Origin of the sequence: Alteribacter salitolerans (assembly GCF_016901055.1) — a bacterium.
Taxonomy (GTDB): Bacteria; Bacillota; Bacilli; order Bacillales; family Salisediminibacteriaceae; genus Alteribacter; species Alteribacter keqinensis.
Genome location: NZ_JAFEUX010000002.1, coordinates 449387 through 475106, shown reverse-complemented (window position 1 = coordinate 475106; position 25720 = coordinate 449387). Strand labels below are relative to the sequence as shown.

The 25720-nt window shown below is 44.7% G+C and carries 26 protein-coding genes and 2 pseudogenes; 7 read left to right on the top strand and 21 right to left on the bottom strand.

Annotated elements, in window-relative coordinates; genetic code table 11:
• Positions 1–194 precede the first annotated feature (194 nt).
• Positions 195–2177, bottom strand: coding sequence for a bifunctional 2',3'-cyclic-nucleotide 2'-phosphodiesterase/3'-nucleotidase (locus JSY36_RS05465; protein WP_205165582.1), 1983 nt, complete (start codon positions 2175–2177; stop codon positions 195–197).
• A 334-nt stretch (positions 2178–2511) separates the two neighbouring features.
• Between JSY36_RS05465 and queC the strand changes: the two genes are divergently transcribed.
• The 3 genes from queC to queF are packed head-to-tail and all read left to right on the top strand — an operon-like array spanning position 2512 to position 4301.
• Positions 2512–3168, top strand: a complete 657-nt coding sequence (queC, locus tag JSY36_RS05460) for a 7-cyano-7-deazaguanine synthase QueC (protein WP_205165581.1) — start codon at positions 2512–2514, stop codon at positions 3166–3168.
• Complete coding sequence (locus tag JSY36_RS05455; protein WP_336511447.1) at positions 3128–3823, top strand: queuosine precursor transporter; 696 nt, start codon at positions 3128–3130, stop codon at positions 3821–3823. The genes queC and JSY36_RS05455 overlap by 41 nt, the downstream gene beginning before the upstream one ends.
• A gap of 49 nt (positions 3824–3872) precedes the next feature.
• Complete coding sequence (gene queF / locus JSY36_RS05450) at positions 3873–4301, top strand: preQ(1) synthase (protein ID WP_419466029.1); 429 nt, start codon at positions 3873–3875, stop codon at positions 4299–4301.
• 427 nt (positions 4302–4728) lie between these two features.
• Here the strand turns inward: queF and JSY36_RS05445 are convergent, their stop codons facing one another.
• The 15 genes from JSY36_RS05445 to JSY36_RS05380 form a co-directional block, all read right to left on the bottom strand.
• Positions 4729–5601, bottom strand: a complete 873-nt coding sequence (locus tag JSY36_RS05445; protein ID WP_122900904.1) for an AraC family transcriptional regulator — start codon at positions 5599–5601, stop codon at positions 4729–4731.
• A 191-nt stretch (positions 5602–5792) separates the two neighbouring features.
• Positions 5793–6761 carry a phosphotransferase gene (locus JSY36_RS05440; RefSeq protein WP_205165580.1) on the bottom strand — a complete coding sequence of 323 codons (969 nt, stop codon included), beginning with the start codon at positions 6759–6761 and terminating at the stop codon, positions 5793–5795.
• Positions 6762–6780: 19 nt separating this feature from the next.
• Entirely contained in the window at positions 6781–7563 is a 783-nt protein-coding gene (locus JSY36_RS20630; protein WP_205165579.1) for an AAA family ATPase, read from the bottom strand.
• Between the two features lie 112 nt (positions 7564–7675).
• Complete coding sequence (locus tag JSY36_RS05430; RefSeq protein WP_205165578.1) at positions 7676–8140, bottom strand: NUDIX domain-containing protein; 465 nt, start codon at positions 8138–8140, stop codon at positions 7676–7678.
• Positions 8141–8300: 160 nt separating this feature from the next.
• The gene (locus JSY36_RS05425; RefSeq protein ID WP_205165577.1) at positions 8301–8786 is read right to left on the bottom strand and encodes a GNAT family N-acetyltransferase; all 486 of its coding nucleotides are present in this window, start codon (positions 8784–8786) and stop codon (positions 8301–8303) included.
• An 83-nt stretch (positions 8787–8869) separates the two neighbouring features.
• Complete coding sequence (locus JSY36_RS20625; RefSeq protein WP_272873253.1) at positions 8870–9004, bottom strand: hypothetical protein; 135 nt, start codon at positions 9002–9004, stop codon at positions 8870–8872.
• A gap of 82 nt (positions 9005–9086) precedes the next feature.
• Entirely contained in the window at positions 9087–9470 is a 384-nt protein-coding gene (locus JSY36_RS05420; protein WP_205165576.1) for a glyoxalase superfamily protein, read from the bottom strand.
• 372 nt (positions 9471–9842) lie between these two features.
• Positions 9843–11579 (bottom strand): GmrSD restriction endonuclease domain-containing protein, encoded by a 1737-nt coding sequence (locus tag JSY36_RS05415; protein WP_205165575.1) that lies wholly within the window; start codon positions 11577–11579, stop codon positions 9843–9845.
• Positions 11580–12101: 522 nt separating this feature from the next.
• The gene (locus JSY36_RS05410; RefSeq protein ID WP_205165574.1) at positions 12102–12278 is read right to left on the bottom strand and encodes a hypothetical protein; all 177 of its coding nucleotides are present in this window, start codon (positions 12276–12278) and stop codon (positions 12102–12104) included.
• A 197-nt stretch (positions 12279–12475) separates the two neighbouring features.
• Positions 12476–13615, bottom strand: coding sequence for a S8 family peptidase (locus JSY36_RS05405; RefSeq protein WP_205165573.1), 1140 nt, complete (start codon positions 13613–13615; stop codon positions 12476–12478).
• A 419-nt stretch (positions 13616–14034) separates the two neighbouring features.
• Complete coding sequence (locus JSY36_RS05400) at positions 14035–14406, bottom strand: iron chaperone (RefSeq protein WP_205165572.1); 372 nt, start codon at positions 14404–14406, stop codon at positions 14035–14037.
• 12 nt (positions 14407–14418) lie between these two features.
• Entirely contained in the window at positions 14419–15699 is a 1281-nt protein-coding gene (locus JSY36_RS05395) for a helix-turn-helix domain-containing protein (protein ID WP_205165571.1), read from the bottom strand.
• 280 nt (positions 15700–15979) lie between these two features.
• The gene (locus JSY36_RS05390; protein WP_205165570.1) at positions 15980–16534 is read right to left on the bottom strand and encodes a hypothetical protein; all 555 of its coding nucleotides are present in this window, start codon (positions 16532–16534) and stop codon (positions 15980–15982) included.
• Positions 16535–16754: 220 nt separating this feature from the next.
• Entirely contained in the window at positions 16755–17609 is an 855-nt protein-coding gene (locus JSY36_RS05385; protein WP_205165569.1) for an anti-sigma factor, read from the bottom strand.
• Positions 17606–18163, bottom strand: a complete 558-nt coding sequence (locus tag JSY36_RS05380) for an RNA polymerase sigma factor (RefSeq protein ID WP_205165568.1) — start codon at positions 18161–18163, stop codon at positions 17606–17608. Before JSY36_RS05380 ends, JSY36_RS05385 begins: the two co-directional genes overlap by 4 nt.
• A 260-nt stretch (positions 18164–18423) precedes the next feature.
• Here JSY36_RS05380 and JSY36_RS05375 point away from each other — a divergent pair, with 260 nt between their 5' ends.
• Together JSY36_RS05375 and JSY36_RS05370 are read left to right on the top strand one after the other, a co-directional pair.
• Complete coding sequence (locus tag JSY36_RS05375) at positions 18424–19818, top strand: copper amine oxidase (RefSeq protein WP_205165567.1); 1395 nt, start codon at positions 18424–18426, stop codon at positions 19816–19818.
• Between the two features lie 58 nt (positions 19819–19876).
• Positions 19877–20878: a class F sortase gene (locus JSY36_RS05370; protein ID WP_205165566.1), complete on the top strand. Its 1002-nt coding sequence runs from the start codon at positions 19877–19879 to the stop codon at positions 20876–20878.
• Positions 20879–21109: 231 nt separating this feature from the next.
• On the opposite strand, the gene JSY36_RS05365 is transcribed toward JSY36_RS05370, so the two are convergent.
• Both JSY36_RS05365 and JSY36_RS05360 read right to left on the bottom strand, forming a co-directional pair.
• Entirely contained in the window at positions 21110–21328 is a 219-nt protein-coding gene (locus JSY36_RS05365) for a hypothetical protein (protein WP_205165565.1), read from the bottom strand.
• Positions 21325–21594 (bottom strand): annotated as a pseudogene (locus tag JSY36_RS05360) (DnaB-like helicase C-terminal domain-containing protein); the annotation flags it as partial. The pseudogene JSY36_RS05360 and the gene JSY36_RS05365, both read right to left, overlap by 4 nt.
• Before the next feature lie 38 nt (positions 21595–21632).
• On the opposite strand from JSY36_RS05360, the gene JSY36_RS20620 reads away from it, so the two are divergent.
• Both JSY36_RS20620 and JSY36_RS20925 read left to right on the top strand, forming a co-directional pair.
• The gene (locus tag JSY36_RS20620; protein ID WP_272873252.1) at positions 21633–21764 is read left to right on the top strand and encodes a hypothetical protein; all 132 of its coding nucleotides are present in this window, start codon (positions 21633–21635) and stop codon (positions 21762–21764) included.
• Between the two features lie 241 nt (positions 21765–22005).
• A pseudogene (locus tag JSY36_RS20925) lies at positions 22006–22562 on the top strand (DEAD/DEAH box helicase family protein); the annotation flags it as partial.
• A gap of 328 nt (positions 22563–22890) precedes the next feature.
• Here the strand turns inward: JSY36_RS20925 and JSY36_RS05350 are convergent.
• Genes JSY36_RS05350 through JSY36_RS05340 form a run of 3 tightly spaced genes read right to left on the bottom strand, consistent with a single transcriptional unit; the run spans position 22891 to position 25712 of the window.
• Positions 22891–23898: a proline racemase family protein gene (locus tag JSY36_RS05350; RefSeq protein ID WP_205165564.1), complete on the bottom strand. Its 1008-nt coding sequence runs from the start codon at positions 23896–23898 to the stop codon at positions 22891–22893.
• 22 nt (positions 23899–23920) lie between these two features.
• A complete protein-coding gene (locus tag JSY36_RS05345; RefSeq protein ID WP_205165563.1) occupies positions 23921–25201 on the bottom strand; it encodes a TRAP transporter large permease in 1281 nt (426 codons plus the stop codon).
• Position 25202: 1 nt separating this feature from the next.
• Positions 25203–25712 carry a TRAP transporter small permease gene (locus JSY36_RS05340; protein ID WP_205165562.1) on the bottom strand — a complete coding sequence of 170 codons (510 nt, stop codon included), beginning with the start codon at positions 25710–25712 and terminating at the stop codon, positions 25203–25205.
• Between the last annotated feature and the right edge of the window lie 8 nt (positions 25713–25720).

Sequence of the window (25720 nt, the reverse complement as noted above, 5' to 3'; positions counted from 1 at the left end):
CTATGTAAATGTAATCTGATATTCTAGCAGACTGAATATCTACTTATTACTATACTGGAAAAATATGAATCTATCGTTTTCCTAATGTTAAGAATGTTTACAATACCATTTCAGGCAAGAAGCGCTCTTTGCTCCCTGCCTGATTTGAATAAAGTCCTACGAATTCGACAAAATCCGGGTGGTGACAGGCACCATTAATTCGCGTGTGGTGGCGGTCCCGGCTGTCCCGCATGCGGAGGTGGGCCCGGCTGTCCTGCGTGTGGCGGACGGTTGCCCGGACGGCCGTCCTCATCCTCGTCACCGCCGTCCTCAACGTGCTCTGCCGGATGGATTTGGAAAAGACCGGTTGTATCATTTACTGTCTCTACGAAAGAAACGAACGGAGTCGTATCTGCAAGGAGCTCTCCCTGAAGATCACTTTCGAAAACAACCTGGGCGTCTGTTTCAAACGGCACAAGAGACCAGTTGTTTGTCACTTCGACTTCAAGAGGACCATCGTGGTCACGGATGTAGTCGATGATCACTTCACGGTTTTCGTCAGTAGAAGCAAGAACCGTTTCCACGCCGTCAATGTGGGCTCCCCCGCCCCCGGCACGGTAGTTGTTTGTTGCTACAAGGAACTCGTCCTCTTCCGTTACGTCTTCGCCTTCATACGTGAGTCCGACAATACGCTCGCCCACAGGCTGCGTCACGTCGATCTGGTATTCCACCCCTTCGATTGTATCGAAGTCAAAGCTGGCAAAATCAGTGTTTATCACGTACTGACGATCGCTTGAGTCAGGGTCGATCTGAAGGAAGTTCTCAGCCGAACGCTCAAGCCAGTTGTGAAGCTCGGTTCCGTTTACTTTTACTACGTGAAGGGTGTTCGGGTACACGTAAATGTCGTTCACATCACGGATGGCAATGCTGCCTTCCTCTACATTCGTGTATGCGCCTCCGCGTCCTGCGCGGAACGGTGCGGCCGCGCTGAGCATGGCCATGTCTTCATATTCTGTGCCTGCAAAGTTCTGCTCCATATAGTCAAGCTGAGCGTCGTTTACAAGCTGAACCACTTCGTTGTCCATGACGCGTGAAAAGAACGTGTTCAAATCCGTTGCTGTATCGCCAACAGGACTGTTGACGTATTCAATGGTCGCTTCGTGAGTTTCTTCCACAAGGCTCACCATGTCAGGGTGAGGCTCGTAGGCTGCAGTTTCTCTCGCTTCACTGTCAAAGCCCGCCACTTCCCACTCACCGTCAGTGTTTGTTAAATCAAACTCGATCACGCCGAGGTGACTGCCCCATGCGCCAGGCATCACAGTCGGTACGCCGTTGACAGTTCCTGCTTCAACGTCGATGCCGTCAATGCCGGAGTAGGCGTCGGTGCCCGGGAATACGTTGTGCTGGTGGCCGAGGATCATGGCGTCGATGCCTTCAACCTGGGAAAGCTGGTAGCCGGCGTTTTCGCTTGCGTCCTCAGCCGGGTTGATTCCGGAGTGGGCAACGGCGACAACAATGTCCGCTCCTTCTTCTTTCATCTGCGGCACGTAAGTTTCCGCTGATTCCATGATTTCGTTCACGTAGACGTTGCCGTCAAGGTGTACGCGGTCCCACGTCATGATTTGCGGCGGTACGAAGCCGATCACGCCGACGTTTAACGTTTCTCCGTTGATCTCTTTTTCAATGATCGTGTAAGGATCGTAGCGGAGGTCTTCCGTTCCGTCGTTATAGACGTTGGCGCTGAGCCATGGGAAGTCGGCTTTTGCGATCGTTTCGTCCAGGTAATCGAGTCCGAAGTTAAATTCATGATTTCCAAGAGTGGCAGCGTCATAGCCCATCATGTTCATGGCGTCCATGATTACGTGGGGCTCGTCGGCACCAACCGGATCCACAAGGGCAAGCATGTCCCCGAAGATGCTTCCCTGAATGATATCCCCGTTGTCCAATAGAAGGGTGTTTTCATGTTCACTGCGGATTTCCTCTACCAGTGTATGTACTTTTGTGAGTCCGTACGTATCGTCCTCTCTGTCGTTCATGTAATCATATGGCATCATATAAGCATGAATGTCCGTCGTGCCCATGATCACAAGCTTTTCTGTGTCCTCAGCATCTGCCTGAGCGGCCGGTGCTGCGGTTGAAAATAAAAGGCCTGTCATCAGACCACCTAAAACCCATTTGTTCCTTAGGATGTTCTTCAACTCTCTCACTCTCCCGTTTGTTATGTAATCGCTTTCAATCATACCAATGGCGAGAATTGTCGTAAAGGTCTGACAACTATTTCCCTACTTTACGCTTATTTTTTGTTAGAAATGTCACGGTTAACCAGTCAAAGGACAGGGGTCTTTCGTTCATATTTGGTTCATATTTTGTGATAAAACTTTTACATTTACACCAAATAGGCCCATCCACATACATGTCCGTACTTCCAATAAAGTACCACTAACATTTTACGGAAAGATTTGTTAGAGTAGTAAGGTAGCGGAGTTCGTAACCATCCTCCGCTCTATAAATCAAAACTAGGAGTGAACCAAGTTGAAAAAAGCGATTGTTGTGTTCAGCGGAGGTCAGGACAGCACCACATGTCTTCTCTGGGCACTGAAAAACTTCGATGACGTCGCTGCCCTGTCTTTTGACTACGGCCAGCGCCATAAAAAAGAGCTCGATTACGCAAAGCAGATCGCCGACGAGCTCGATGTGCCCCATCACGTGATGGACGTAAGCATGCTCGGCCGGATTACGGCCAACGCCCTCACCCGTGATGACATCGAGATTGAAGAAGGGGAAAAATACCCGACTACCTTCGTGGACGGACGGAACCACCTATTCCTGCTCATGGCCGGCATCTTCGGCAAGCAGATCGACGCGAAGCATATCATCACCGGTGTGTGTGAAACGGACTTCTCCGGCTACCCGGACTGCCGGGATTCGTTCGTGAAATCCATGAACGTGACGCTCAACCTGAGCATGGACGAGAACTTCGTGATCCATACGCCGCTCATGTTTTTGGATAAAAAAGAAACGTGGAAGCTCGCCGATGACCTGGGCGGCCTCGACTTTGTCCGCTACAACACGCTCACATGCTACAACGGCATCGTCGGCGACGGCTGCGGCGAATGTCCGGCCTGCAAGCTCCGCGCCCGCGGGCTCCGTGAGTACCTGGCGGAAAAGGACGGTGGCCACGTTGAATAAAACTGACAAGCTGATCCTGCTCGCCGGGATCTTCTTTACTGCCCTTTTCGTTTCAAACGTGATCAGCGTCAAGCTGTTTACGATCGGCTCCGCCGTTTTGACCGCGGGACTGCTCACGTACCCCCTCACGTTTTTGATCACCGATTCGATCAGTGAAGTGTACGGGAAAAATACAGCGAAGCGCGTTGTGATCATCGGACTTCTCACAAACCTGATGATGATCGGCTTTTTCTACATGGCCATCGCCCTTCCTGCCGCCGACTTCTGGCCGATGCAGGCGGAGTTTGAAATGATCCTCGGCGCCGTTCCGAGAATCGTTGCCGCATCACTCCTCGCGTACTTCGTGAGCCAGCTGTTTGACGTGCACTTTTTCCACAAGCTCAAGCAGATGACGAGCGGCCGGCACCTGTGGCTGAGAAACAACGGAAGCACCTTTGCGAGCCAGCTTCTCGACTCGACGATCTTCGTGGTCGTGGCCTTTTACGGCACCATGCCCGTGAGCGCCCTCCTCGCCATGATCGGCGTGCAGTATCTGGTGAAGGTGGCGATCGCCGCCCTCGACACCCCGTTCATCTATTTAATGGTGAAATGGCTGAGAAAAGATGATGCAAACGACAACGGAAACAACAAGGAGGAAGAAACCTATGCAGTATGACCGCGAAAAAGAAGTGGAACAACTCGGCAGCAATAAAACCGAATACCGGATGGACTACGATCCGTCCGTCCTGGAGGCGTTCGAGAACGTCCACCAGTACCGTGATTATTTTGTGAAATTCAACTGTCCGGAGTTCACAAGCCTGTGCCCGAAAACCGGCCAGCCGGACTTCGCCACCGTCTACATCAGCTACATTCCCGACAAAAAGATGGTCGAGTCCAAGTCCCTGAAGCTGTACCTCTTCAGCTTCCGCAACCACGGCGACTTCCACGAAGACTGCATGAACAAGATCGTGAACGACCTTGTCGAGCTGATGGATCCCCGCTACATCGAAGTCTGGGGCAAATTCACCCCCCGCGGCGGCATCTCCATCGATCCCTACGTGAACTACGGGAAGCCCGGCACGAAGTGGGAAGCATTTGCCGAGAAGCGTCTCGTGCAGCATGATTTGTATCCGGAGACGATTGATAACAGGTAGGTTTGTTTTGTGCCGCCATGCGTGTGTTGATGCGGATCACTTGTGGGAGAATATCGGAACACATTAGAAATCGCATAAATTACTCACATTAAACAGGCTGGGACCAAAGTGTTTTAGTTAAACGAAAACCCGAACGATTAATATGCTGTGCAATAAAACCGCTCCTGAAATATACTCCGCTTTCCGCGGGAAGCTGGTGAGCCTCCGTGTGCTATCGCACTCCGGGGTCTCACCTTTGCTTTTCCTCCCGCAGGAGTCTACGTATATTTCATCCGCTAGGCCAGCGCATTGTTCGGATTTTCAGCTAAACACTTTCTTTATGTCCCAGTCTTTTTACTGTTTGCTTCTTTTACTAACGCACGCCGCCAGGTGAAATGTATTTATTCCCCTCATCCCAGTTATGTGCCGTAAAAGTTCAGTTATCTTCTTACTTTTTCAGAACGGGAATCCAAATGTCACACTTTACGGAAGGTGAAGATAAATCTTTATTTTTGATCAACAATAGTTCAGGTCCTTTTGTTACTTGATAGTTTGAGGAGGGGAACCACTCAGCATAAATCCTTCCCCAGGTTTCCTGAAGTGTGTCAGGGAACGGGCCTGTTGATTCGAAAACCGCCCAGGTTAAAGCAGGTACTTCAAGCTTCACAAACTGTTCAGGATTCTCTTTGTTTGTCGCCACTCCTATATACTGGTCCAGCTCTCCCTTTTCTTCCATACGCCCTTCAGAGAAGTTTGCGGAAGCCTGGATCATTCCTTCTGGCTCAACGTTGGAGAGGTTTTGCAACTGCTCTATTTTTTCCTTCGTCAGGGATTGCCACATCGCGGCTATTTCTGGATTTTCCCCTTCAAAAACAATGGGAACCCGTTTCATAATACCCACAATGTTAAAAGCTTCTTTTGGTTCAATCCGGTAATTCATTTCATGTCCTCCTTTAACTGATAATTGGAAGGTCATGGATGGATAGGCTTTTACTAACTGACCATGGCTTCTTGCTTCTGTAGGTGTAACACCATGTAAATGGATAAACGCTCTCGTAAACGAGTCTGCAGAGCTGTATCCATACTTTATTGCAATATCAATTACTTTTACGCTGCTGTTTTGAAGCTCAGCTGCTGCCAGACTGAGCCGTCTCCGGCGTATATATTCCGATAACGTCACTCCGGCGAGGAAGGAAAACATTCGTTTAAAATGATACTCGGAACAATGAGCCAGCCTTGCCACCTCTTTGAAATCAATGTCGTTCGTAAGGTTTTCCTCAATATACTCCATTGCAGTATTCATGCCCTTAAGCAAATCCATTTAGTGACCTCCTTTCATCACCAGAATAACAGGAGTACTGTTCAGTCATCCGACATTTGGTGCACCGTTATGCAGGATTCAGTATTATGTTTCATAAAGCAAGTTTTTTTATTAGCTTGGAAAATGAATAAATCAAGAAAAGCAGATTTCTTTCCTTTGCCTAATGGTTACAACTATCGCTTCCTGTTTGTTCAATAAGATTGTCCTGCCATTTCTTTTAATGTATTAAAAGCATTTTGCGTAACCAGTTGCTTTTGTTCTTCGTCAGCACCTGTTATTTCAAACATATTATAAATATCACTATACTTTTTAATTAATAAAATATCTGAGTATACCTTAATGCTATCCTTCTCAACAATAGTTAACGGTCTAATTTGTTCATAGCCTTTTAAAACTGAATTATATACCTTTTTTGTAAAACTTAATCTAATAACTGCTAAGTCGTGAATCCTATATCCGAACGCACTATGGTCAAAATCAAATAGAGAGAAACCGTCTTTATTACTAAAAAAGAAGTTTGACGGATTGGGGTCTCCGTGAACAATTCCATAAGAATCGACATCCATTGGTATATCATTAATACTGTCAATTAGTGTCTTCGAATGAACGCTAAAAAAAGAAAGCTTTCCAAAGTCAAACTGACGAGTATACTTCTCGATAGTATGTAATGGTTCCTCTACAAGTCTTCGAACGTCTAGTGAATAACGCGAATACTGACTTGTAAAATTATTAGTACATAAATGGAGTTTTGCTATTATTCCACCTAGTTTTATTGATTGATTTATGTCTAGATTTTCGTTAATTGGACTCCCCTTTGCATATGGAAACAATGCCAAGTATCGAGTTTCATTATTATTTAATTTTAGAAGAGAAAGATTTTGATTATTATTGTTTTTTATAGGTGATATTACTGGTATCTTTTTTGAATTTAAGTATTCAAGAAATTCTAATTCAAAGTGAATGTCGTTGAGAGAACTTATATAGCTTTTATTATTAATGTACACTCGCAATATAAACTGTTTAGAACCAGAAACAACAATATAGTGGTCATTGAAACTTCTTCGTATAAACGTACACCTTATTGGTTCAGGTAAGTTATAGAAATGAGTAAGTAATGCTGCTAAAGTCGTTTCTTCAATAATTGAGTTCGAAGCCTCCATTAAATACCTCCAAGTACTTCTATAAGTGCTTTAGAAACCGTTCGGGCTGGTTTAAAAAATCTCTTGTGAGGGACACATGTTCAATTTCATCATACTTTTTAGGTTTCATTTCTCCATCTTCAATATAATAAATATCGGCCTCAGGTATCGCCATTAATATTGGAGAATGGGTGGCAATGATAAATTGTCCATTATCTTTCACCATTTCATTAATCAGTGAAATCAAAGATAGTTGTTTCAGTGGCGATAAGGGGGCTTCAGGCTCATCCAAAAGATATAAACCATTCGGCTTAAACCGCGCTTTAAATAAATCTAAAAAACTTTCACCATGTGAGCGAACATCCAACCCATCTCCATAAAGATGCTCTAAATCGTTAAGTGTTCTTGCATAAGGTAATACTTCTAAACTGTGTTGTTTCTTTTGTCTAATATGCCTTATTGCTTCCGTGGATTCTTCTTTAATTTCTTTTATGCGGTTAGTAAAGTTAATAAAATCATTCGCTCTAAAAAAGAACCCTTTATTAGTCCTTAATTTCCAGGTAAGTTTCATCTTCTGTCCTAATTTTCTTGCCTTGTCAAGTGAAGTGTCCGTTTCTATGTTTTCACCGCCAATGAGAATACTGCCAATATTCGTTGCAATAGCTTCCAGGAGAGTTGACTTTCCTGTTCCATTATCTCCTACAAGTATTGTTACTGGCTTATTAAAATGTAGTTCTTTTACATTTCTTATTAAAGGAAGATTAAAAGGATAATCTTTGTCTTTGTTACCCGGCTGTATATAAATCGTTTTTAAGTGAACCACTTTAACACCTCTTCCTCAAATAGCTGATACTATTTCTTGAGCGGTTTTCCCCGTTTGCTGGAAAGAGAAGCAGTAAATTCTTGTGCTAAAAAATCCGACAGCTGCTGTCTTTTTAGTTTATATCGCCTAAATAAACCGGCAATTGTTCGTTCTTAGCATACTTGACTATATATTTCCTAATCTCTTTTGGGTATAGACGATATTCCTGTAAGTCCTTCATATGTACCCATTCTACTCCCACTTGATGGCTGTCAGGATTAGCAGGTTGTTCTAAAGCATTCTTTCCGGTTATGCGTTTGCAGTCAAAATAATATTCAACTTGGTGAACGTTAAAATCCGCAGAAGCATACTCATGATTTTTCCCTATATACTCACGAAGATGAAGCAGTTCCCCTACCTCAATCTGCTCCCCTGTTTCCTCAATACACTCTCTGATTAAGGTTTTATGAAGGGTTTCGCCATGTTCCTGTCCGCCACCGGGAAAAAGATAAAAATATCCGTCACGATCCCGGTTCTTCGTTAACAGAACCTTATCGCCTGAAATGATGACAGCTTTAGCTGAATTCCTTATATTCATTAACAATCCCCTTATTTATCCCTGTATTTTACTAAAGAATATATTTACTAGATTTATTTATCCTCCACAGGAGCAACGACAACTTCCTGTGTTAATCTTTGTTAATTATCTCTTGATTGGACGTACCTTTTAACTGTAAATTCTAATCTTTTTCCACTATTTATACCCGTTTGTTCAATATCATCTCCATTTTTCTACTCTTCGTTGTCATCCCGATTGATTTATAAAATTCAATGGCAGATGTATTTTCCTCGGACACTCCCAAATCAATACTGTCAACTTTGAGGCTTCTTCCAAAATCAAAAACGTAATTAATCAGTTTTTTTCCGACACCTTTCTTTCTATGTGTTTCAGCAACACATACACTCTTTATAAATAATACTTTCCTCTCTTTAACAAAAGTATTTTCAGTTATTTCTTCTTCTTTTGTCACTGCAACGCCGACTATTTCATTGTTTATTGCAGCCACAAAAATATGCTGTTTACTATCTAATAACTGGCTTTCAAAAAACTCCTGTTCGACTGGAGTGGCATTCTCTTTGTACAAATCCAGCCTAACGGAAACGTGGAATTCGTGAACCTCCCTGAATAAAGGCAACAATAACTCGTAATCGCTTTCCTCGGCGTTTCGAAGAAGTATATTCATATTTTTTTACCTCTCACTAAGTTTCTAATGATATGCTGTCAATGCTCACACTTGCAGGAAATGCCACCTTAAATGAATCTCCCCTACAATAAAAAAAGCCATCTCTTTTTCTTTGAATTAGCTCCAGCGATGCCGCCAATCAAGCCTGCCATCAGTGCAATTGCAATTGCAGCCCAAGTCCCAAAACTCATATAATGCTCCCTTTCAATAAATTTCACATTCAATTATCCTATCCATTAGCACCACAACAGGAGCAACAGCTTATTTCACTATTGCTCCCCTTTACTTTAAAAAGCTATATTATTTTTGAATATTTTCATAGAAGACAATTTTATTTCCGAACGGGTCCCCAATTCTAACCTCCAGCGTATTCCAATCCGTAGTTTCAAGGCCCGGGCGTGCGTATTTGTATTCCTTTTCCACAAGCTTGGAATGAAGCATCTTCACATTTTCTACTTCAATTCTAATGGACGATCCAGGTGTTGAATCTCCAAAATGTTCAGAAAGGTGAAGGATACAATTGCCTTGGGAAATTTGCATATACAAAGGAAAGTTTTCCTCAAACCGATGCTCCCAATCCAACTCGAATTCCAAAAATGTTATATAAAATTCTTTGGCTTTCTCCTCATCAAAAATCCGGAATATTGGTATCGGGCTTTTTATCTTTATTTTAGATTTGCTCACTATAACACCACTTTGTCTTATCGTTATTTTTGGATTTACTTAATGAAAACTGCTCCGTTAATACAATTATTGAAGGATTCTCACCTTTAGTTTAACATCTTTTCCCAGTATTCGATCATTAAAAAAAGCTGCATGCGTAGCTTCCTGGATCTTCTACTATTCAACCTGCTTGTTCAAGTAGTAAAGTGTTATCCTCCCCGAAGTGACACATTATTACTTTAATGAATATACCTTTAACTCAGAATGTCTATAGAAACTCGTATGACCATGATCAAAAATTACATCCCATTTCCCACGAAAAAAAGAATTTCAAAAGGTAAAAAAAAGGTGGCTAAGAGGAAGGTAATTCCTTTTATGCCACCAAGGATAGTATTAGACGAGTGATTTTAACTTCTGATGCAATAGCGTTCTTCTTTTTTCAATAAACTCTTCAAAATTGGTGAATTCCAAAATAATACTTGGAATATAATGCTTTGCCATATAATCATTTCTAGCGGCAGTATCTTTATATGTTTCATCGAGCCATTTTTCTAATTCTTTGTCTGATTTTTCGATATTAGGAATTCCTTCTAACAACTGAAGGTTAACGATTGAATTTACGTTTTCACTGTAAAACTCAATCTTAGCTTGATGAACTCCTTTTTTAGATAAGTTTCTTTTTGTAAATAAACTTTTAGCGAAAATATGGTCTAAATGAAACTTATTTCTAAAGTCTAAATTTGGATAAAGTAATGCTAAAATAGAAAACGTGTGCTTTTGACCATATTGATACGATAGTAAATTATCAATCTCATCATCATTGAACGTAAATGATTTAGTTCCTCCTTTAAATTCATCAATGATTTTTTGTAGTGGAAACTCATTATAATTAGCGTGAATAATTCTTCTTAAAGGTCGTAATACATTATCTGGTTGTCCACTAAAAACCCGCTTTAATAAACCTAGAACCAACCATTTCTTTACAAGATTTCGGTCATTTTGGTAATTCTGTGACTGAATATAGTTATGTGGAGTACCTTTTTTCAATAAATAATAAGCTATAGGGATAATGGCATTACTTGAAGTTAAAGTATCTTGATTATATCCAAAACTAGAAACCAAGTTAACAGCTAATCTAATCGCTTCTTTTACTCTATCCCAATTATGCTCAATTTTTTGCATGGTCTCAGCATTAAAGTTATCCACCTTAAAGGCAATGTCTTTAAAATCACAAAGAACCAAGCATGCCTTTAACACAAAGTCTTTATCAAACTTAAAACCGTTTCCAATTTGATTTATTTCATCAACAAACTTTGTGATTTCCTGTCTTGCATCTTTGTTTCTCCATTGTGCTGTTGCAATTGATAAAAGTAAATCGGAATAGCTTAAAGTCGTGCCACCGCTGTTAACGCGAATAAAAATATTTAGGACTTTATCCAATTTTTGTTCTTCTTCTAAGAAATAATTGATATTCGGCGTTTCATTAATGGCTTGATATAGTCTATGTAAAGTTTCACTTGCAAATAAAGCTTTGTCTTGTTCAATTGCACTTAATCCATTCTTAATAAGATATTGATGAATCTCAAATGGATTTGTGATATTAAGTATATCTGATACTTTGAACCAATGCACACCTTCAAATTCCTTGTTCGCTTCATCGTCAGTTAAGAATCTGAAATTATATATAGTATCAAATTCTTCAGATGGTCCTAACAAATCAACATATAGCTTTTGAACCGGGTATGCGAGAGGATTCTCTCGTCTCATTCTTGGTAGTTTATAAGCATATGTCCCTTTTAATGCAATATACATCGAAGTTAAACGCTGCTGACCATCTAATATTGCAATAAGGTCCTCTTCACCATTAATGCTTGCCAATGGATTATGTCTATTATTCTTTTCATGGTAGTTCCTGATGAACTCAAAAAATTGGAAATCTCTACTCTTTTCCTTTTTTACATCCCAAAATAAGAACGACCCCACTGGGTATCCCTGCATCAAAGAATCAAATAACCTTTCGATTTGGTCGGTTCCCCATACAAATTCACGCTGAATAGCTGGTAATAAATACTTCTTCTTATGAATATTCTCGATTGCTTTCTTTATTGTTATCGGTGTTTGAAAAGCCATAATTTCCCCTGCCCCTACCATTTATTATCCAATATATATAAGAATCAATTAACTACTAACCTACAGTCATTACCTATAAAAGCATTATTTCATGACTTCGCAAGTAAATATTACCCTTTTGAGAAGCATGTCTTCTTTTAAGGAAAGCATTTGTTCTATTCTACTATCAAGTACAGCCATTAAACCACTTCAATCCATAAGAATCATTATTCTTCTTTTGGTCGAGTGAGCAATTACTGCTGTCTCTGAATAATACTTTTCCGATTTTCCGCTAAGAAATCAATAAAATCTGAAACTATATTTCTTTTAACATCTCCTCAGTTTAATCTCCCTAAGATGTTTGGTTCTCTTACACTGTTAATAAATAGCTTAGTAAATCTCTTTTATACCAATACACACAGGTTAACGCCTCTTTTAAAGCATTTATAGCTGCTGGTGATATTACCTTTTTAGCCATTGTATCCTCATCCGTTTACAAAAATGATTTTTCTTAACTTTACCATAAATCTATTCTTTGCGAGTCTAAAGAAAGTCTCCACCCCACACGGACTGTCCTCCCACCACGCACATATCTACCACTTTTCCCAGCCAGCCCCCTCCACACAAAAAAAGCAGCCCCCACACAGACTGTCCTCCCACCATGCACATATCTACCATCTTTTCCAGTTTATCTACCAACTTTCTATATTTATCTACCATCTTCCCCCGTCCTCCACCCCAAAAAAAGAAGCCCCGCCCTCCAGCGAGACTCCTCCCTTATAACACTCAACCCGACAAGCAAACCCTCTAAAATCCACAAGCCAGGCATCCTGCCAAAATTCAAAACTTCCTATTAAACTACTCTTCTCTCAAACAACTGCCAATCGAACATTCAACCGATCAAACAATCCTCCAACCTACTGTGCATCCACCGCCGCTCTCACATCAATCACGCCATTACCATAATAGAAGTGCTCACCGAGCGGCACCGCCGTTTCATTTAACACCGCACGCACATCATCATTGGACAATGACGGATTCGCCGCCAGCAAGAGCGCCGCCGCACCGGCCACGTGAGGCGCTGCCATGGACGTACCGCTCAACGCCGCATAGCTGTTATCCAGGTACGTGCTGTCAATCGCCACACCCGGCGCCATCACATCAAGCTCATTCCCCACACTGGAGAAGGACGCGCGGTCGTTGTTCTGATCCACCGCACCAACGGCGATCGCGTTATCGTACTTCGCCGGATAGCCAATCGTATTCCATCCAGGAATCAGCGAGCCCTCATTCCCGGCCGCCGCCACGACCGTCACACCTTCACCGTGAGCGTAATTGACCGCCTGCTCCAGCGTCGTCGATCCGACCGGCGCACCAAGACTCATGTTGATCACATCGATATCATTTTCAACCGCCCATTCAATACCCTGAACGATCCCCGCATGAGACCCGCTGCCGTCAGCGCCGAGCACCTTCACCGCATACAAGTCCACATCCGGACTCACACCGAGCACTCCGACCTCATTGTCAAGAGCCGCAATCGTACCCGCCACGTGCGTTCCGTGCCCGTTTTCATCCTGGTACTCAGGCTCGCCATCAACAAAGCTCACCCCGCCGGCAACATTCAAATCCTCATGATCCTGAATACCTGTATCAAGCACCGCCACACTTACACCGGCACCTGTGTTCCCGTCATTTTGCTGCACATCCAGGGCGCCAATCTGCTCAATACCATAAGGAACCTCCTGCGCATATGCCTGAACCTCTACGTTTTCTTCAACAAACGCCACATTCGGATTATTCTCCAGACCCGCTACCGCCTGTTCGGGTAAAGAAACATGGATGATATCTGCAAAACCAAACTCATGCTCCACGTCCCCGCCAAGTGCGGTCACTGTGTTTGAAGCATTCACGGCACTTGCCGCTGCCCCGGGCTCAAAGCCGACGAGATACTCCTTTGTTTCCCCTGAACTCTCTGCGCTTCCAAAACCGCCGGCACCTCCGAATACGAGTGTTGCGGCCAGCGCCGCACCTGCTATCTTTTTAAATGCTTTCATCTTGTCGCTCTCCCTTCCCACTTGCTGAATTTGAAAAAGTTGTAATTTGAACTTTAACAGGGAAAAGGGGAGAAATTCAACAAATACTCAAAATTTACAGACAATTAACCGTTTATCTGACATTTTTTTCATATGACACAGTGCTATTTTCACAACCGATCCGGGTGAAAATAGGCTGTACCCCAACGATCGTTCAGGGTCAAAATGCCACCAATATTCTGCCATTATGGCATGAAATGTTAAAATAAACCTAAGATCACCAAAAAAGGGGGACCTATTTTGCCCAAAAAAATAAACGTCAAAGCCAAGCTCATCCTCATGGCCACAGGCGCAGTGATCGGCGCTGTTTTCGGCATCATCGCCTGCGACCGGGAGTGGCTTGGGTAAAAACAAAAAGAGCAGCCGCAGCTGCCCCCTCATTACTTCCGCCAGAATGTGGAACATTCTGCTTTATCCTCAATATTAAACGCGATCATCTTCTCCAGCAGGGAGAAATCAAACGGCCTGTCCCACCGGAACCGGACCAGCTCCTTCGTATGATCGTAGCCGGCCTTGGCAATGTCATCGGAAAACTGAAGAATCCCTGCCTGCTCAGGGGCAACGGCCATATGATGCTTGGCGATGCTGAAGCCGATAATATAGGTGCCGTGGTCCGTAAACATCGGCTGGTTCCAGGCGATTTTCGGCGTCAAACCCGGGAATGTCTCCTGTACCCAGGCCAGCACCTCTTCCATCCGCTCCCGGTGCTCCGGGTTGTCAATCTGCTTTACAAATTCTTCAAATGTGTCCATGCCAAACTCTCCTTAGTTATGCTTCAGACGCTCCAGCGCGCCGACAGCCTTTTTGTAATACTGGACGCTCTTGGAGTAGTGCTGCTTTTTCTCGTAAAGGGCAGCGAGGTACTTGCCGTATTTATAAATGAACTCGTGGCGGGGATTTTCTTCAAAGAAGGGAATGATCTCGTCTTTGAGTACTTTTTCAAATTCCTCGGTGTCTGCATCCCCGGCAACATGCTCGTAGTACTTCAGATGGTATTCATACTGGCGGACGAGGAAGCTTCCCGCTTTGCTTTTGTGCTCGTCGAGAATTTCGAATCCGTGCTCGATCCAGCTTTTCATTTCACTGAAAAGCCGCATTTTCGCAAACTGTTCAAGGATTGCGACGATGGTAATGAGGCGGTCTGTTCCCTGACGGAGCCGGTAGCTCATCTGAAAGTGATGAATCGCTTCCATTGAGCGGTTCATGGCCCCGAAGGTCTCCCCCTTGGCCTGAAGGACTTTTGATTCGAGTTTTTTATCCCCGATGTTTTTGGCCAGTTTCATGGCAAGCTCAAACTGCTTCTCCGCCTTGCTGTACTTTCCGAGCACCTTGAAGCATAAGCCAAGGAGAAGCCGGCAGTCCCCGCTCCGGTGGTACTCATAGTTCGCGTCATACACCTTCACCGCTTCGTCCAAATGGTGCATGCTCGAATTGATGTCCTCCACCCGGTAGGACGTGAGCCCGAGCATGTAGTAGAGATCCACCACATCCTTGTGGGGAAAATTCGACGTATCAAGTAGGGCGTCGGCTTCCTTCAGGTGTTCAAGGGACTTGTGAAACTCCTGGTTCATGTACGCATACACACTCTTCATTTTAAGAAAATGAAACAACAGCTCCGGGTCCTCCACATCATTAATGAACGACTCGTTTTTATTCAAAAGCACCTGGGCGCTGGCCCCTTCCCCCTGCAAAAAACGCAGACGGGAAAGAATCACCTCAAACAGCACGATCAGGTTCGGGTTCTGGACAAAGTTGAGCTGCTCCTGGAGGCTCCCGCTCAGCTCGGCGGCTTCTGCCAGCTCCCGGTCAATCACTTTCTCATTGAGCTTGTAAATCCGTTCTTTTAACTGGCTTTCATTGTGAACAGACTTCACTTCCTCCCGGATGTCAAGACGATCCATCAGCCTCTCAAGCAAGTCAGCACTCACATCGATCTGGTCGTTCTCAATCTTGCTGTAGTACGAGACCGAACATATTCCTTTGCATACTTCGTCCTGCTTCTTTCTCTGCTTTAAACGATGGTACTTTAATACTTTCCCGTTCATCCGGTTCCACTCCTAACGCGACTCCGCCTGCAGATAGTATGTATCGAAAGACCCTCTACTTTTATCATATACGAATGCTGATAAGATGGGAAACCTTATCAATCTACTTTTATTTGGGAAAATACAGGGTCCAGACAGCTGCTAAAGCCTGTGAACCACCTGTAATTTTCCTCAAATCAAGAAAGTACCCAGATAATTACCGGTAATTTTATCATAAATCGACCTATTAAACACCCCCTCACTGAAGGGGGTGTCGATTCGTGTCATATGATTGTGCTGCTCATTGTGGCGGGCTGTTCGTATAAACGACCTCACCGTCGCTATTGTAGGCAATGAAGTCTGCCTTGAACATGGCATCATTGTCTGACCGGACAAGGGCAAACCGCTCCTGGTCCGATCCCTTCGTGAGGATCTCAAGCTCAGTCAGGACCGCATCTCCATGCTCCAGCTGGATGGTGCTGATGTCCTGGTCAAAGACCCTGACGAGAACCATGTTCATATCGCCCTCCTCATGGTACGGGGAGCCGAAAAACGACAGAAAGAACGGGTAGTTCTTTTTTGCCGGTTCAAACGTGTAATCAATCCTGCTCGTCCACCTGAACCAGCTTTTCTCCATATACACTTCCCGCTCCACCCCGTCTGCCGTTTCAAAGAACGCCACGGCCTTCGTGTCGTCCACCAGTTCAATGTGCTGCATATCCCTTACGTGCCACTCCTCCCTGATCGTACTCTCAATCAGGTCCTTATCCGCCCCCTGCAGATGGATTGTAATAAAGGCAATCACCCCAAGCAGCAGCGCAACCACGATCGTCCTCTTCCTTTTCGCCATCGCCATTCTCTCTTCCCCCTGGTCAGTGTCTATGAATATATTAACATATGAACCAGTTTTATCTATTTAAAATTCGTATGCCTGCCTTTTTCTTCCACCTTCTTCTGGTAGGCGGTGATGTGGGAGCTGAGGTCATTGTCTAGTCTGCATCGTTATAATGACCACGCGGGTAAACAATAATGGCTGTTGGGATTGCAATCCCAACAGCCAAACTGCTTTTTATATTTTACTGCCCTGACGATGCAAGAAGGATTTCTCCTTCAGGCAGTTCGTTGTTCGGCCGGGGCTCGAGAGTGATGGCAATTTGATCGACGTTGAGCTCTTCAAGGTCCTGCATGTTAAAAGCGACAGCGCCGTTACCGGTTTCGTCAATTTTAAAGCTTCCGGCAGGAATCGGGGTTTCCCCTTCGATAATCCATGCCTGATAAGCTTCGGTTCCTGAAAGCTCCGGCATATCACTTACCTGAATAACGAGCTGCACTTTATCCTGTTCGGTTATGAGCGTCGCAAATCCGTTGCTCGCTTCACCGAGGGTAGAGTCCAGTCCCGCTGACAGAACGACCTGTGCCGTTCCGGGGGCGGTTTCTTCATCAAGGGCGTCCCGGATCGCCGTCAGTTCCGTGACCAGTTCGTTGCGCTCTTCAGCCACCTGCTGAAATTCCCCTGCAAGCTGTTCGTTTTCCCCTGCCAATTCCCTGTTTTCTGTCCAGAGCCAGGTGTTGAGCCCGACAGAAAGCAAAAGTGATGCAGCGAGAGACCCTAAAAGGATTGGTGACTTTCTGCGGCTGGTGCCAGGTCCTGCAACAAGGTCGTTATTCTTTTCTTTATTATCCTCTCCTTCTTCACGGACGTTTTTTTCTTCATTTGCAAACACGTTGGCAAGTACACGCTTTTTCATATTTTCAGGAGGTTTCACCGGATCCGCAAGAAACGGAAGCTCGTCCGTCAATTCCCGCAATTCCATCAGCTCCTCCCTGCAATCCTCACACGAGGACAGATGCGATTCAAATTGTTTCTGCTCATTCTCACTCAGCTGCCGGTTGAAATAATCAATGAGACGATCACACTGACTGGTATTCATAGCTGGGTCCCCCTTTCCACTGAAAGCTCCTGGCGCAGATGTTTCAGCGCAAGCCGGATTCGTCCTTTGATCGTCCCAAGAGGCAAATTTGTTTTCTCTGCAATTTTTTTCTGTGAATACCCCTTGAAGTAGAAGAGCTCTACGATTTCGATCTGCTCCTTTTTCAGAGTCCGGATCGCTTTCTTTAATGTTTCTCCCTGTTCTTTCCACTCTATCATGTCTTCTACGCCGGTACCTGAGTCTCCCGGCTCCCACTCATTGGTTAAATGAACTTCCTGTTTATTCTGCTTACGGAGCTGGTCGATCGCCGTATTCCTTGTCATTGTCAGAAGCCACGAGGAGAATTTACCTTTCGTCTCATCATAGTGACCGGTTCCCCTCCACAGTTTCAGCATCACTTCCTGCACCACTTCCTCGGCTGCCTGCGGATGTTGAACCATTTTGAAGGCAAACGAAAAAAGAAGCTTTTCATACTTATCGTACAGTGCTTCAAGGGCAGCCTGATCCTGCTCCTGAATGCGCCTGTAAAGCTGTATATCATTTTTATTAGCCATTGGACGCCCCTTCCTGCCAAAATATACTCTCTTATTATAATTAACGGCTGTTTCAGGCAAATGGATCACTGTCATCTTCATTTTTTTTGCTTCCCACCGGCCAGACGTGGATTCAGTTTGAAAAAAACGCTGTCATAACAGGCCTTTCAGCTTACTCTTCAAAATAAATAATATTTTTTTCGAAAAAAGTGATCCATCCCTCGATCACTTCCGTTAGCTTGGGCAGAAACACAAACAAAAACAAAAAGGAGAGTTGAAACATGTTGAAAAGAAAAACAAAGGGAATTGCAGCTTTGGCGATGGCGGGGATGCTTCTCGTTCCGGGAAACGCACTTGCCCACGATCACAGCGATGACGGTCACGACCACGGGGACGGCTACAGTGAATACACCCCTCAGGTATCCACACCGGCTTCAGACCTGAGAACACATTTGGACCATCTTCTTTCCGAACATTACATTATTACCGTTGCTTTCATGCAGAAAGCCTTTGACGGCAGTGAAGACGCTGGAGAAGCGGGTGCGGCACTTGACGAAAACACGGCGGAACTCACCGCTGCCATCGAATCCGTTTACGGTGAAGAAGGCGCTCAGGAATTTGAGCGCATCTGGCAGAGCCACATCGACTTTTTCGGTGACCTGACAGTTGCCACTGCAGAAGGTGACATGGAAGCCCGGGAACAGGCGGAAATGAACCTCGAAAACTATGTAGAGGAATTTGCCGCATTTCTTGACGCAGCAACAGAAGGCGGCCTTCCGGCTGAAGCAGGGGAAGAAAATATCGCCGGTCACGTTGAGGACGTAAAAAGTGTCTTTGATGCTTATGCAGACGGGGAATTTGAAGAAGCCTACCACGGCATCCGTCACGGGATCCACCATATGTTTGATATCGGTGAAGCCCTGTCCGGTGCCATTGTCGACCAGATGCCAGAGGAATTCGACAATACAGAAGTAAGCACTCCGGCGGCGGATCTAAGAGCGGGTCTGAACCATCTGATGGCCGAGCACTTCGCTTTTGCGGTCCTGGAAATGCAGAAAGGCTATGACGGTGCGGAAGACTTTGATTTTGCCGGCTGGGCGCTTGATGAAAACACATCAGATCTCTCTGCCGCAATGGGATCCATTTACGGTGACGACGGCGCTGCAGCGTTTGAACCCGTCTGGCAGAGCCACATCGACTTCTTCGGTGACATGGTTGTTGCCACTGCAGAAGGCGACATGGAAGCTCGGGAACAGGCTGAGATGGACCTTGACGCCTATGTGGTTGAGTTTGCAGGTTTCCTTGATGAGGCAACAGAAGGACGCATTCCTGCTGAAGCCGGAGAAGAGAACGTTTCCTCCCACGTGGCTGATGTAACAAACACGTTTGACGCCTATGTGGATGAGGACTACAGCATGACGTATGATCACTTCCGTCACGGCTACCACCACATGTTCGCTCTTGGTGAAACACTGTCCGGCGCATTTGTGGATCAGTTCCCTGAAGAATTTAAAGCTGGCGACATGCCTGAAGAAATGCCGCAGACCGGTATGGGAGGCGGTGCCGGATCAAACACCGGCATGATGCTCTGGATAACAATCAGTGCCCTGCTGGCCGCAAGTGCCGCAGTATACTTCAAAAAAAAGAGCCGTACAGGCGTAACGGATTTTAAATAAATAGAAAAGGAAGAGGAGCCGCGTCTTCTCTTCCTTTTCCTGCTTTGGAGTGAGATACATGAAGCTGAGAATCTTCATCCTGTCATTGGGCCTCGCCATTCTGGCCGGTTTTACCTTCGTGTATGGAAGTAATGAAGGAATGACCGAAACAGAATGGAAGGCGGATCCTGAATTTGAAGGTGATCCTATTCAGAAGGATACTTCTGTCCCGGAAGAGGAAGAACCTGGCGCGATTGATCTGAACGACGAATTTGTCCGTCTTGGCGGTGAAGAGGACGATCAAGCAGACACTAAACCGGAACCGGCGCCTGAATATGGCATCGTACCTCTGAGCCTATCGATTCCCGCCATTGAGGTAGAAGCAGACATCGAACCTGTAGGCGTTTTGGATAACGGACAGATGGGCGTCCCGGCCGACGCAGAGGGTGTGGCCTGGTTCGAACCGGGCACAATGCCCGGAAACACCGGGAATGCGGTCCTTGCAGGTCACGTGGACAGCCGGACAGGACCCGCGGTTTTCTGGGACCTGAACAAACTCGAGCCGGGTGATGAGCTTCACGTGACCGGAGAAGACGGTGAACCCCTCACATTTGAAGTGCAGGTAACTGTCAGCTACGGCCGCAACGACGCCCCCATAGAAGAAATCTTCGGACCAACGGATAAAAAACGCCTGAACCTGATTACTTGTTCCGGCACGTTTGACCGCGCAGAAGGGACACATGATCAGCGGCTCGTCGTTTACACAGAACTGATCGAGCCTGAAGAACCGGCTGAAGAGAATACGGTTGAAGGCGAACCTCCTGCAGCTCCGGGAAACGTAACCGTCCAGCACAACCGTATTTCATGGCACGCAGTCCGTGATGAGGCGGTCATTGGTTACCGCATTTACCGTGAAAACAAAGAAACAGGGGCATTTGACCACATTGAAAGCGTATCAGCCCACGAAAGGAAATCCATCCAAAGCGAGGGGGCAGCCGATTACGCGTTTTATATTACGTCAGTTAACGGCGACGGACTTGAGTCAGATCCGTCTGAAATCGCCTCTTTTGGGGATGAATAACAACCAGGGAGGCTGCAGATTGAGCAGGAAGCGGCACTCCCCTGCTTCCCCTCTACGTCAAGATCCCGTATACAGCGGATTAATAAGTTGAGTGAGGCTTTTCATACAATTTACCTATAGAAGGCTTCCATGTTCAGAAGTCCTGCCTCTTGCAGGGCTTTTTTTGTGAGGGATCTGTCGATGCCCCACTGGGCCATCAGGTTGTTGCCGACGATACCTGACCCGTTTTATCTATTTAAAATCCGTATGCCTGCCTCTCTCTTCCACTTTTCTCTGGTAGGCGGTGATGTGGTGGCTGAGGTCCTTTCCGTAGGTTTCGAAGATGTAATCGATATTTTTGGCGTCCCGGTCCATGGAGATGCCTTGTTCATATCTGAGCCACTCGATCAGGTAAATCAGGCTCGTGTAGTTTCCGGCGATGGCAAAGTGATAGAGTTCCCTGATTGTCAAAGAGCATCGCCTCCCCTGCCTGACGGGCTTTCTTCTTTGTTTAAAAATAAGCTGTACTCTTTTTCGTAGGTAAGGGTGATTGTGCCTACGGGGCCTTCCCGCTGTTTGGCGATGATGATTTCCAGTTCTTTTTTTGGCGCGGCGGCCGGGTCGTAATAGTCGTCCCGGTATAACAGAGCCACGGTGTCGGCGTCCTGCTCAAGGCTGCCCGATTCCCTGAGATCGGCCAGGGTCGGGCGTTTGTCCTGGCGTGTTTCCACTCCCCTAATTACTTAATGGAAGAAAAGCGAAATGCTGAAGAAACGTGATCGGGCAGAACCTGAAAGGCTGGATCTTTAAGAAAGCCGAAGAGCTCTCAGAAGAGACGATGATGAATGTGAGCGGCAATGCTATGAGACGGTATCTCAAGAGTCTGATTACGTTGGAAGCGTTATAGCCATAGATAAATACCTTTGTATTGGATGGAGAATAACTTCTCCATCCTATTTTTGTTCAAATGAACCGCTGTAACCAACTCAACTATATATGGTAAAGTAGTAAAATATAATCATTGCATAAAATCCAGAACAGGAGGTTAGACAGTGTCCTATCAATCTGAAGCTAAACTCGAAGAAAACATGGTAAAACAGCATATCTATCAGGGCTAATAGCCTGTTAAAATACCAAGCTATGAATAACTGATTCATAACTTCCGAAATCAGATCAACCGCTTCAACGAAAAAAACCTTAACGGCACCCCGTTAAGCGACAACGAATTTAATCGGCTTCTCACCATCATCGATGGGAAGAGTATCTTTGATTCGGCCAAAATCCTTAGGGACAAACAAATCATCGAACGTGATGACGGCACACAGGTATACATAGAACTCTTAAACACCCGCGACTGGTGTAAAAACCTGTTCCAGGTGACGACACAAACCACCGTAACAGGTCGCTGGAAAATCCCTGAAGGTCATGAGGCCGTACCAGGTCTACGCCGTGGAAGCCCTTGTGAACCGGGCCCTTGAAACAAAAAACAACGGCTACATCTGGCACACCACCGGATCCGGAAAAACCTTAACATCATTTAAAACAAGTCAGATCCTCGCCAATGAACCGAGCATTAAAAAGGTGTTCTTCCTAGTGGACCGGCAGGACCCTGGACAGTCAGACAACAGAAGAGTTCAATAAATTCCAGGAAGGATCCGTTGAGGGGACCGACCGAACAGACATCCTTGTTGATCAGATCAGAGACCTTGTTGATTATGATACTTACCGCCTTAAAAAAACAATTGAACCTGAGTAACATTCTATAACAAAGAGTGCTGCGCAAATGATTCTTTTTCGCAGCACTCTTTGTTATTTTTGTCTTTATCTTCAATTACCTGCATCTTCGAGTTCTTCGTTTTCTTCATCTTCGGACTCTTTTTCCGATATATCTTCATTTTCTTCATCCAAATTGGGGTTTTTACTATACAGAGAACTATCCAGTTGTTAAGTCATCCTACATTCGAATTCATTAACTTGATGTCAAAAAGATAACCTGAAAACAATTTGAATTGAAAAATGCCTTAAAGATCTTACTAGTCTACAATAAATCCATGTTTAAATGGGTCGTTGGGATCGATCAGTATATTCTGGAATCCGTTGATAAATGCAGTACCGGTTATTTCTGTAACAACCGCATCTACGTCCCCAAGTTTTGTTCCTTCTACTGCCTTACCATTAAACGTGCCCCCGACAAACCCCTCGCAAACAACCTCTTCTCCTATCTGCAGTTCACCTCTGCCTACCATTCGGGCCACCATCGCGGTTGTTCCTGTACCTCCGGGTGAACGATCGGCCTGCCTGTCACTGAAAACGTGGACATTTTTATATGTTGCTTCAGGTATGGTCGGTTTTCCGTGAAAAGTAACAATATCAATCTTATTAATAAAGGGCTTTGTTGGATGTTGAACAGGAAACTGTTCATTAACCGCTTCTTTTATCTTTTTAGCATATTCTTTAAACTTAGTCCCGTTCGAAACATGAATATCCGTGTCAAGCTGCTCAACATCTACCCATGCAAAATAATTTCCTCCATAACTTATATCAACAGTTATCTTTCCTAAATCCTCCACATCAATTACAAGATCTCTTTTTTCTAAGAACCCTGGTACATTTTCAAAAGATACCGATTCAACTTTGTTGTCTTTCACCCTTACTGTCGGATAAACCAGCCCTGCCGGCGTTTCAAGTACGATCTTGGTTTCAGGTTCAACAGCTTCTACAAGCCCCATCTCTACTATGGCCGTGGCAACTCCAATGGTTGCATGCCCGCACATGTTCAGAAAATTGGTGTTGTCCATGTATATAACGCCAAAATCCACCCCTTCCGTAACAGGCGGCAGTAAAACAGCGCCAAACATATCTCGATGTCCTCTGGGTTCTCTTATAAGGGAATCCCGAATCCAGCTATACTTTTCAGCCATATAATCACGTTGCTCGGCAACTGTTTTCCCCTTAAGTTTTAACAACCCTCCGTTAATAATGCGAGTAGGCTCACCATAAGTGTGTGTTTCAATAGTTTGGAAAACATGTGAGAAATTCATCAAACAACCTCTTTTCTATATTTTAGGATATGAGAAGACGTGGAACATACAGCATGACATCCGGATAGAAGATCATAGCCATAAGGGTGAGAAATAAGACAAAGATGAACCAGATGTTATACCTGCTGACTTGAAGCATACTGACTTTCGCTATTGCTGTAGTAATGTACAACCCGCTGGCTACCGGTGGTGTCTGTTGACCGATTGCCCATACAATAATAACAACCATGGCAAACTGAAGCGGGTCAACAGCTGTGGCATTAACCAGTGGAAGGAAAAGCGGCACAATAACCAGTACCATAACGGTACCGTCGAAAATAAACCCGCCAATAAACAAAATCAGGGCTGCAATTAACAGCAGTATGATGGGGTTATCCGAGTAAGCCATAATAGGCTCCATCATCTGCCTGCCAATCCCCAGCAGGGAAAAAGAATAGCCCAGCAAAGTAGCCGTTGCTACAATAAACATGACCAGGGCCGTATTTCTTACACTTTCATTTAAAGCTTCGATGAAAGACTTTATTGTGAGCTCCCGGTAGATAAAGCTCGCTAAAAGCGCGCAAATTACAGCAATTGCTGCAGATTCTGTCGGTGTAGCCAAACCAGTCAGTATTGTCCCGAAAATAGCTATGGGAACAAGGAGAGCAGGAATAGCTAAAACAAAGGTCTTGAATATATCTCTTAATGAAAACGGTTTTTCTGTAAAATGGTAGCCTTTCTTTCTTGAGATTAAATACACCACAATTAAGTATCCAAACGCGATTGTTAAACCGATAGGAATTCCGGTTAAAAACAAGCTGGCTACTGATATCCCTGATATGGATCCGTAAAGAATCATGGGAACACTCGGAGGAATAATGATTCCCAAGGAAGAACCACCTGATGTAACTGCAGCCGAGAAACTCGGTGAATATCCCTTTTCTTTCATTGCAGGAATCATTATCTGCCCAACTGCCGCACTTGCACCGGCCGCAGTCCCGGTAATCGCTCCAAAAAAGATTGATGCTACCACATTCACCATAGCTAGTCCGCCCTTTACCATTCCTATAATCGAGAGTGCAAAGTCGATTAAACGTTTTGATATTCCCCCGTAGTTCATCAGAGACCCGGCGAGCATGAACAATGGTATTGCAAGTAATGGAAAACTATTGGTTCCCAGGTACAGTTGCTGAATTAACATGTTTAATGGGATGTCTGCATAAACGAAGATAAAGATCAGAGCTGTTATCCCCAGAGTAAATGCAATTGGAACTCCGAGCGCCAAAAGTAACAAAATAGATAAAAGCATAAGGAGTGGAAGCAAGTTACTTCACTTCCCTTCTCTGATTTTCTACTGCAGCATCACCACTGACGACTTCAATTAATTGCTTTACAATTTGATACACGACTTCAATAAGCATAAGAATACAACTTATCCAGATAAAGCAATAAGGCAGCCACATCGGCAGACCACTTACCGGCATACTGGTACCACCAACCTGTCCAATAAAAGAGAAACCTTTAATACTTATCATGACAAGGAAACCTGCAATCAGAATTTTTGAAAACACCTGAAAATACACCCTGTACTGATCAGGTATTTTAGTTTCCAGAAAGTCCATTTTCAAATGTCTGTTTTCTACTGTGAGCTGATAAGCTCCAAAAAAGGTAATCCAAATCATGCAAAGCAGAGCAAATTCTTCAGGCCACGGCAAAGGTGTATTTAAAAGTCTTCTTGTTACAACCTGCAAAATAAGCAGGCCGAACATAAGAAGTAAAATACTGATATTTAAATATTTGATTACACTAAAAAAATATTTTCGAACGTTTTTCATATCAATCA

Excerpts from the sequence above, each read along its gene's own strand:
- queF (WP_419466029.1), top strand. The coding sequence starts at position 3,873 with ATGGACTACGATCCGTCCGTCCTGGAGGCGTTCGAGAACGTCCACCAG.
- JSY36_RS05445 (WP_122900904.1), bottom strand. The coding sequence starts at position 5,601 with ATGGATTTGCTTAAGGGCATGAATACTGCAATGGAGTATATTGAGGAA.
- JSY36_RS05440 (WP_205165580.1), bottom strand. The coding sequence starts at position 6,761 with ATGGAGGCTTCGAACTCAATTATTGAAGAAACGACTTTAGCAGCATTA.
- JSY36_RS05430 (WP_205165578.1), bottom strand. The coding sequence starts at position 8,140 with ATGAATATAAGGAATTCAGCTAAAGCTGTCATCATTTCAGGCGATAAG.
- JSY36_RS05425 (WP_205165577.1), bottom strand. The coding sequence starts at position 8,786 with ATGAATATACTTCTTCGAAACGCCGAGGAAAGCGATTACGAGTTATTG.
- JSY36_RS05415 (WP_205165575.1), bottom strand. The coding sequence starts at position 11,579 with ATGGCTTTTCAAACACCGATAACAATAAAGAAAGCAATCGAGAATATT.
- JSY36_RS05410 (WP_205165574.1), bottom strand. The coding sequence starts at position 12,278 with ATGGTAGATAAATATAGAAAGTTGGTAGATAAACTGGAAAAGATGGTA.
- JSY36_RS05405 (WP_205165573.1), bottom strand. The coding sequence starts at position 13,615 with ATGAAAGCATTTAAAAAGATAGCAGGTGCGGCGCTGGCCGCAACACTC.
- JSY36_RS05400 (WP_205165572.1), bottom strand. The coding sequence starts at position 14,406 with ATGGACACATTTGAAGAATTTGTAAAGCAGATTGACAACCCGGAGCAC.
- JSY36_RS05395 (WP_205165571.1), bottom strand. The coding sequence starts at position 15,699 with ATGAACGGGAAAGTATTAAAGTACCATCGTTTAAAGCAGAGAAAGAAG.
- JSY36_RS05390 (WP_205165570.1), bottom strand. The coding sequence starts at position 16,534 with ATGGCGATGGCGAAAAGGAAGAGGACGATCGTGGTTGCGCTGCTGCTT.
- JSY36_RS05385 (WP_205165569.1), bottom strand. The coding sequence starts at position 17,609 with ATGAATACCAGTCAGTGTGATCGTCTCATTGATTATTTCAACCGGCAG.
- JSY36_RS05380 (WP_205165568.1), bottom strand. The coding sequence starts at position 18,163 with ATGGCTAATAAAAATGATATACAGCTTTACAGGCGCATTCAGGAGCAG.
- JSY36_RS05375 (WP_205165567.1), top strand. The coding sequence starts at position 18,424 with ATGTTGAAAAGAAAAACAAAGGGAATTGCAGCTTTGGCGATGGCGGGG.
- JSY36_RS05370 (WP_205165566.1), top strand. The coding sequence starts at position 19,877 with ATGAAGCTGAGAATCTTCATCCTGTCATTGGGCCTCGCCATTCTGGCC.
- JSY36_RS05350 (WP_205165564.1), bottom strand. The coding sequence starts at position 23,898 with ATGAATTTCTCACATGTTTTCCAAACTATTGAAACACACACTTATGGT.
- JSY36_RS05340 (WP_205165562.1), bottom strand. The coding sequence starts at position 25,712 with ATGAAAAACGTTCGAAAATATTTTTTTAGTGTAATCAAATATTTAAAT.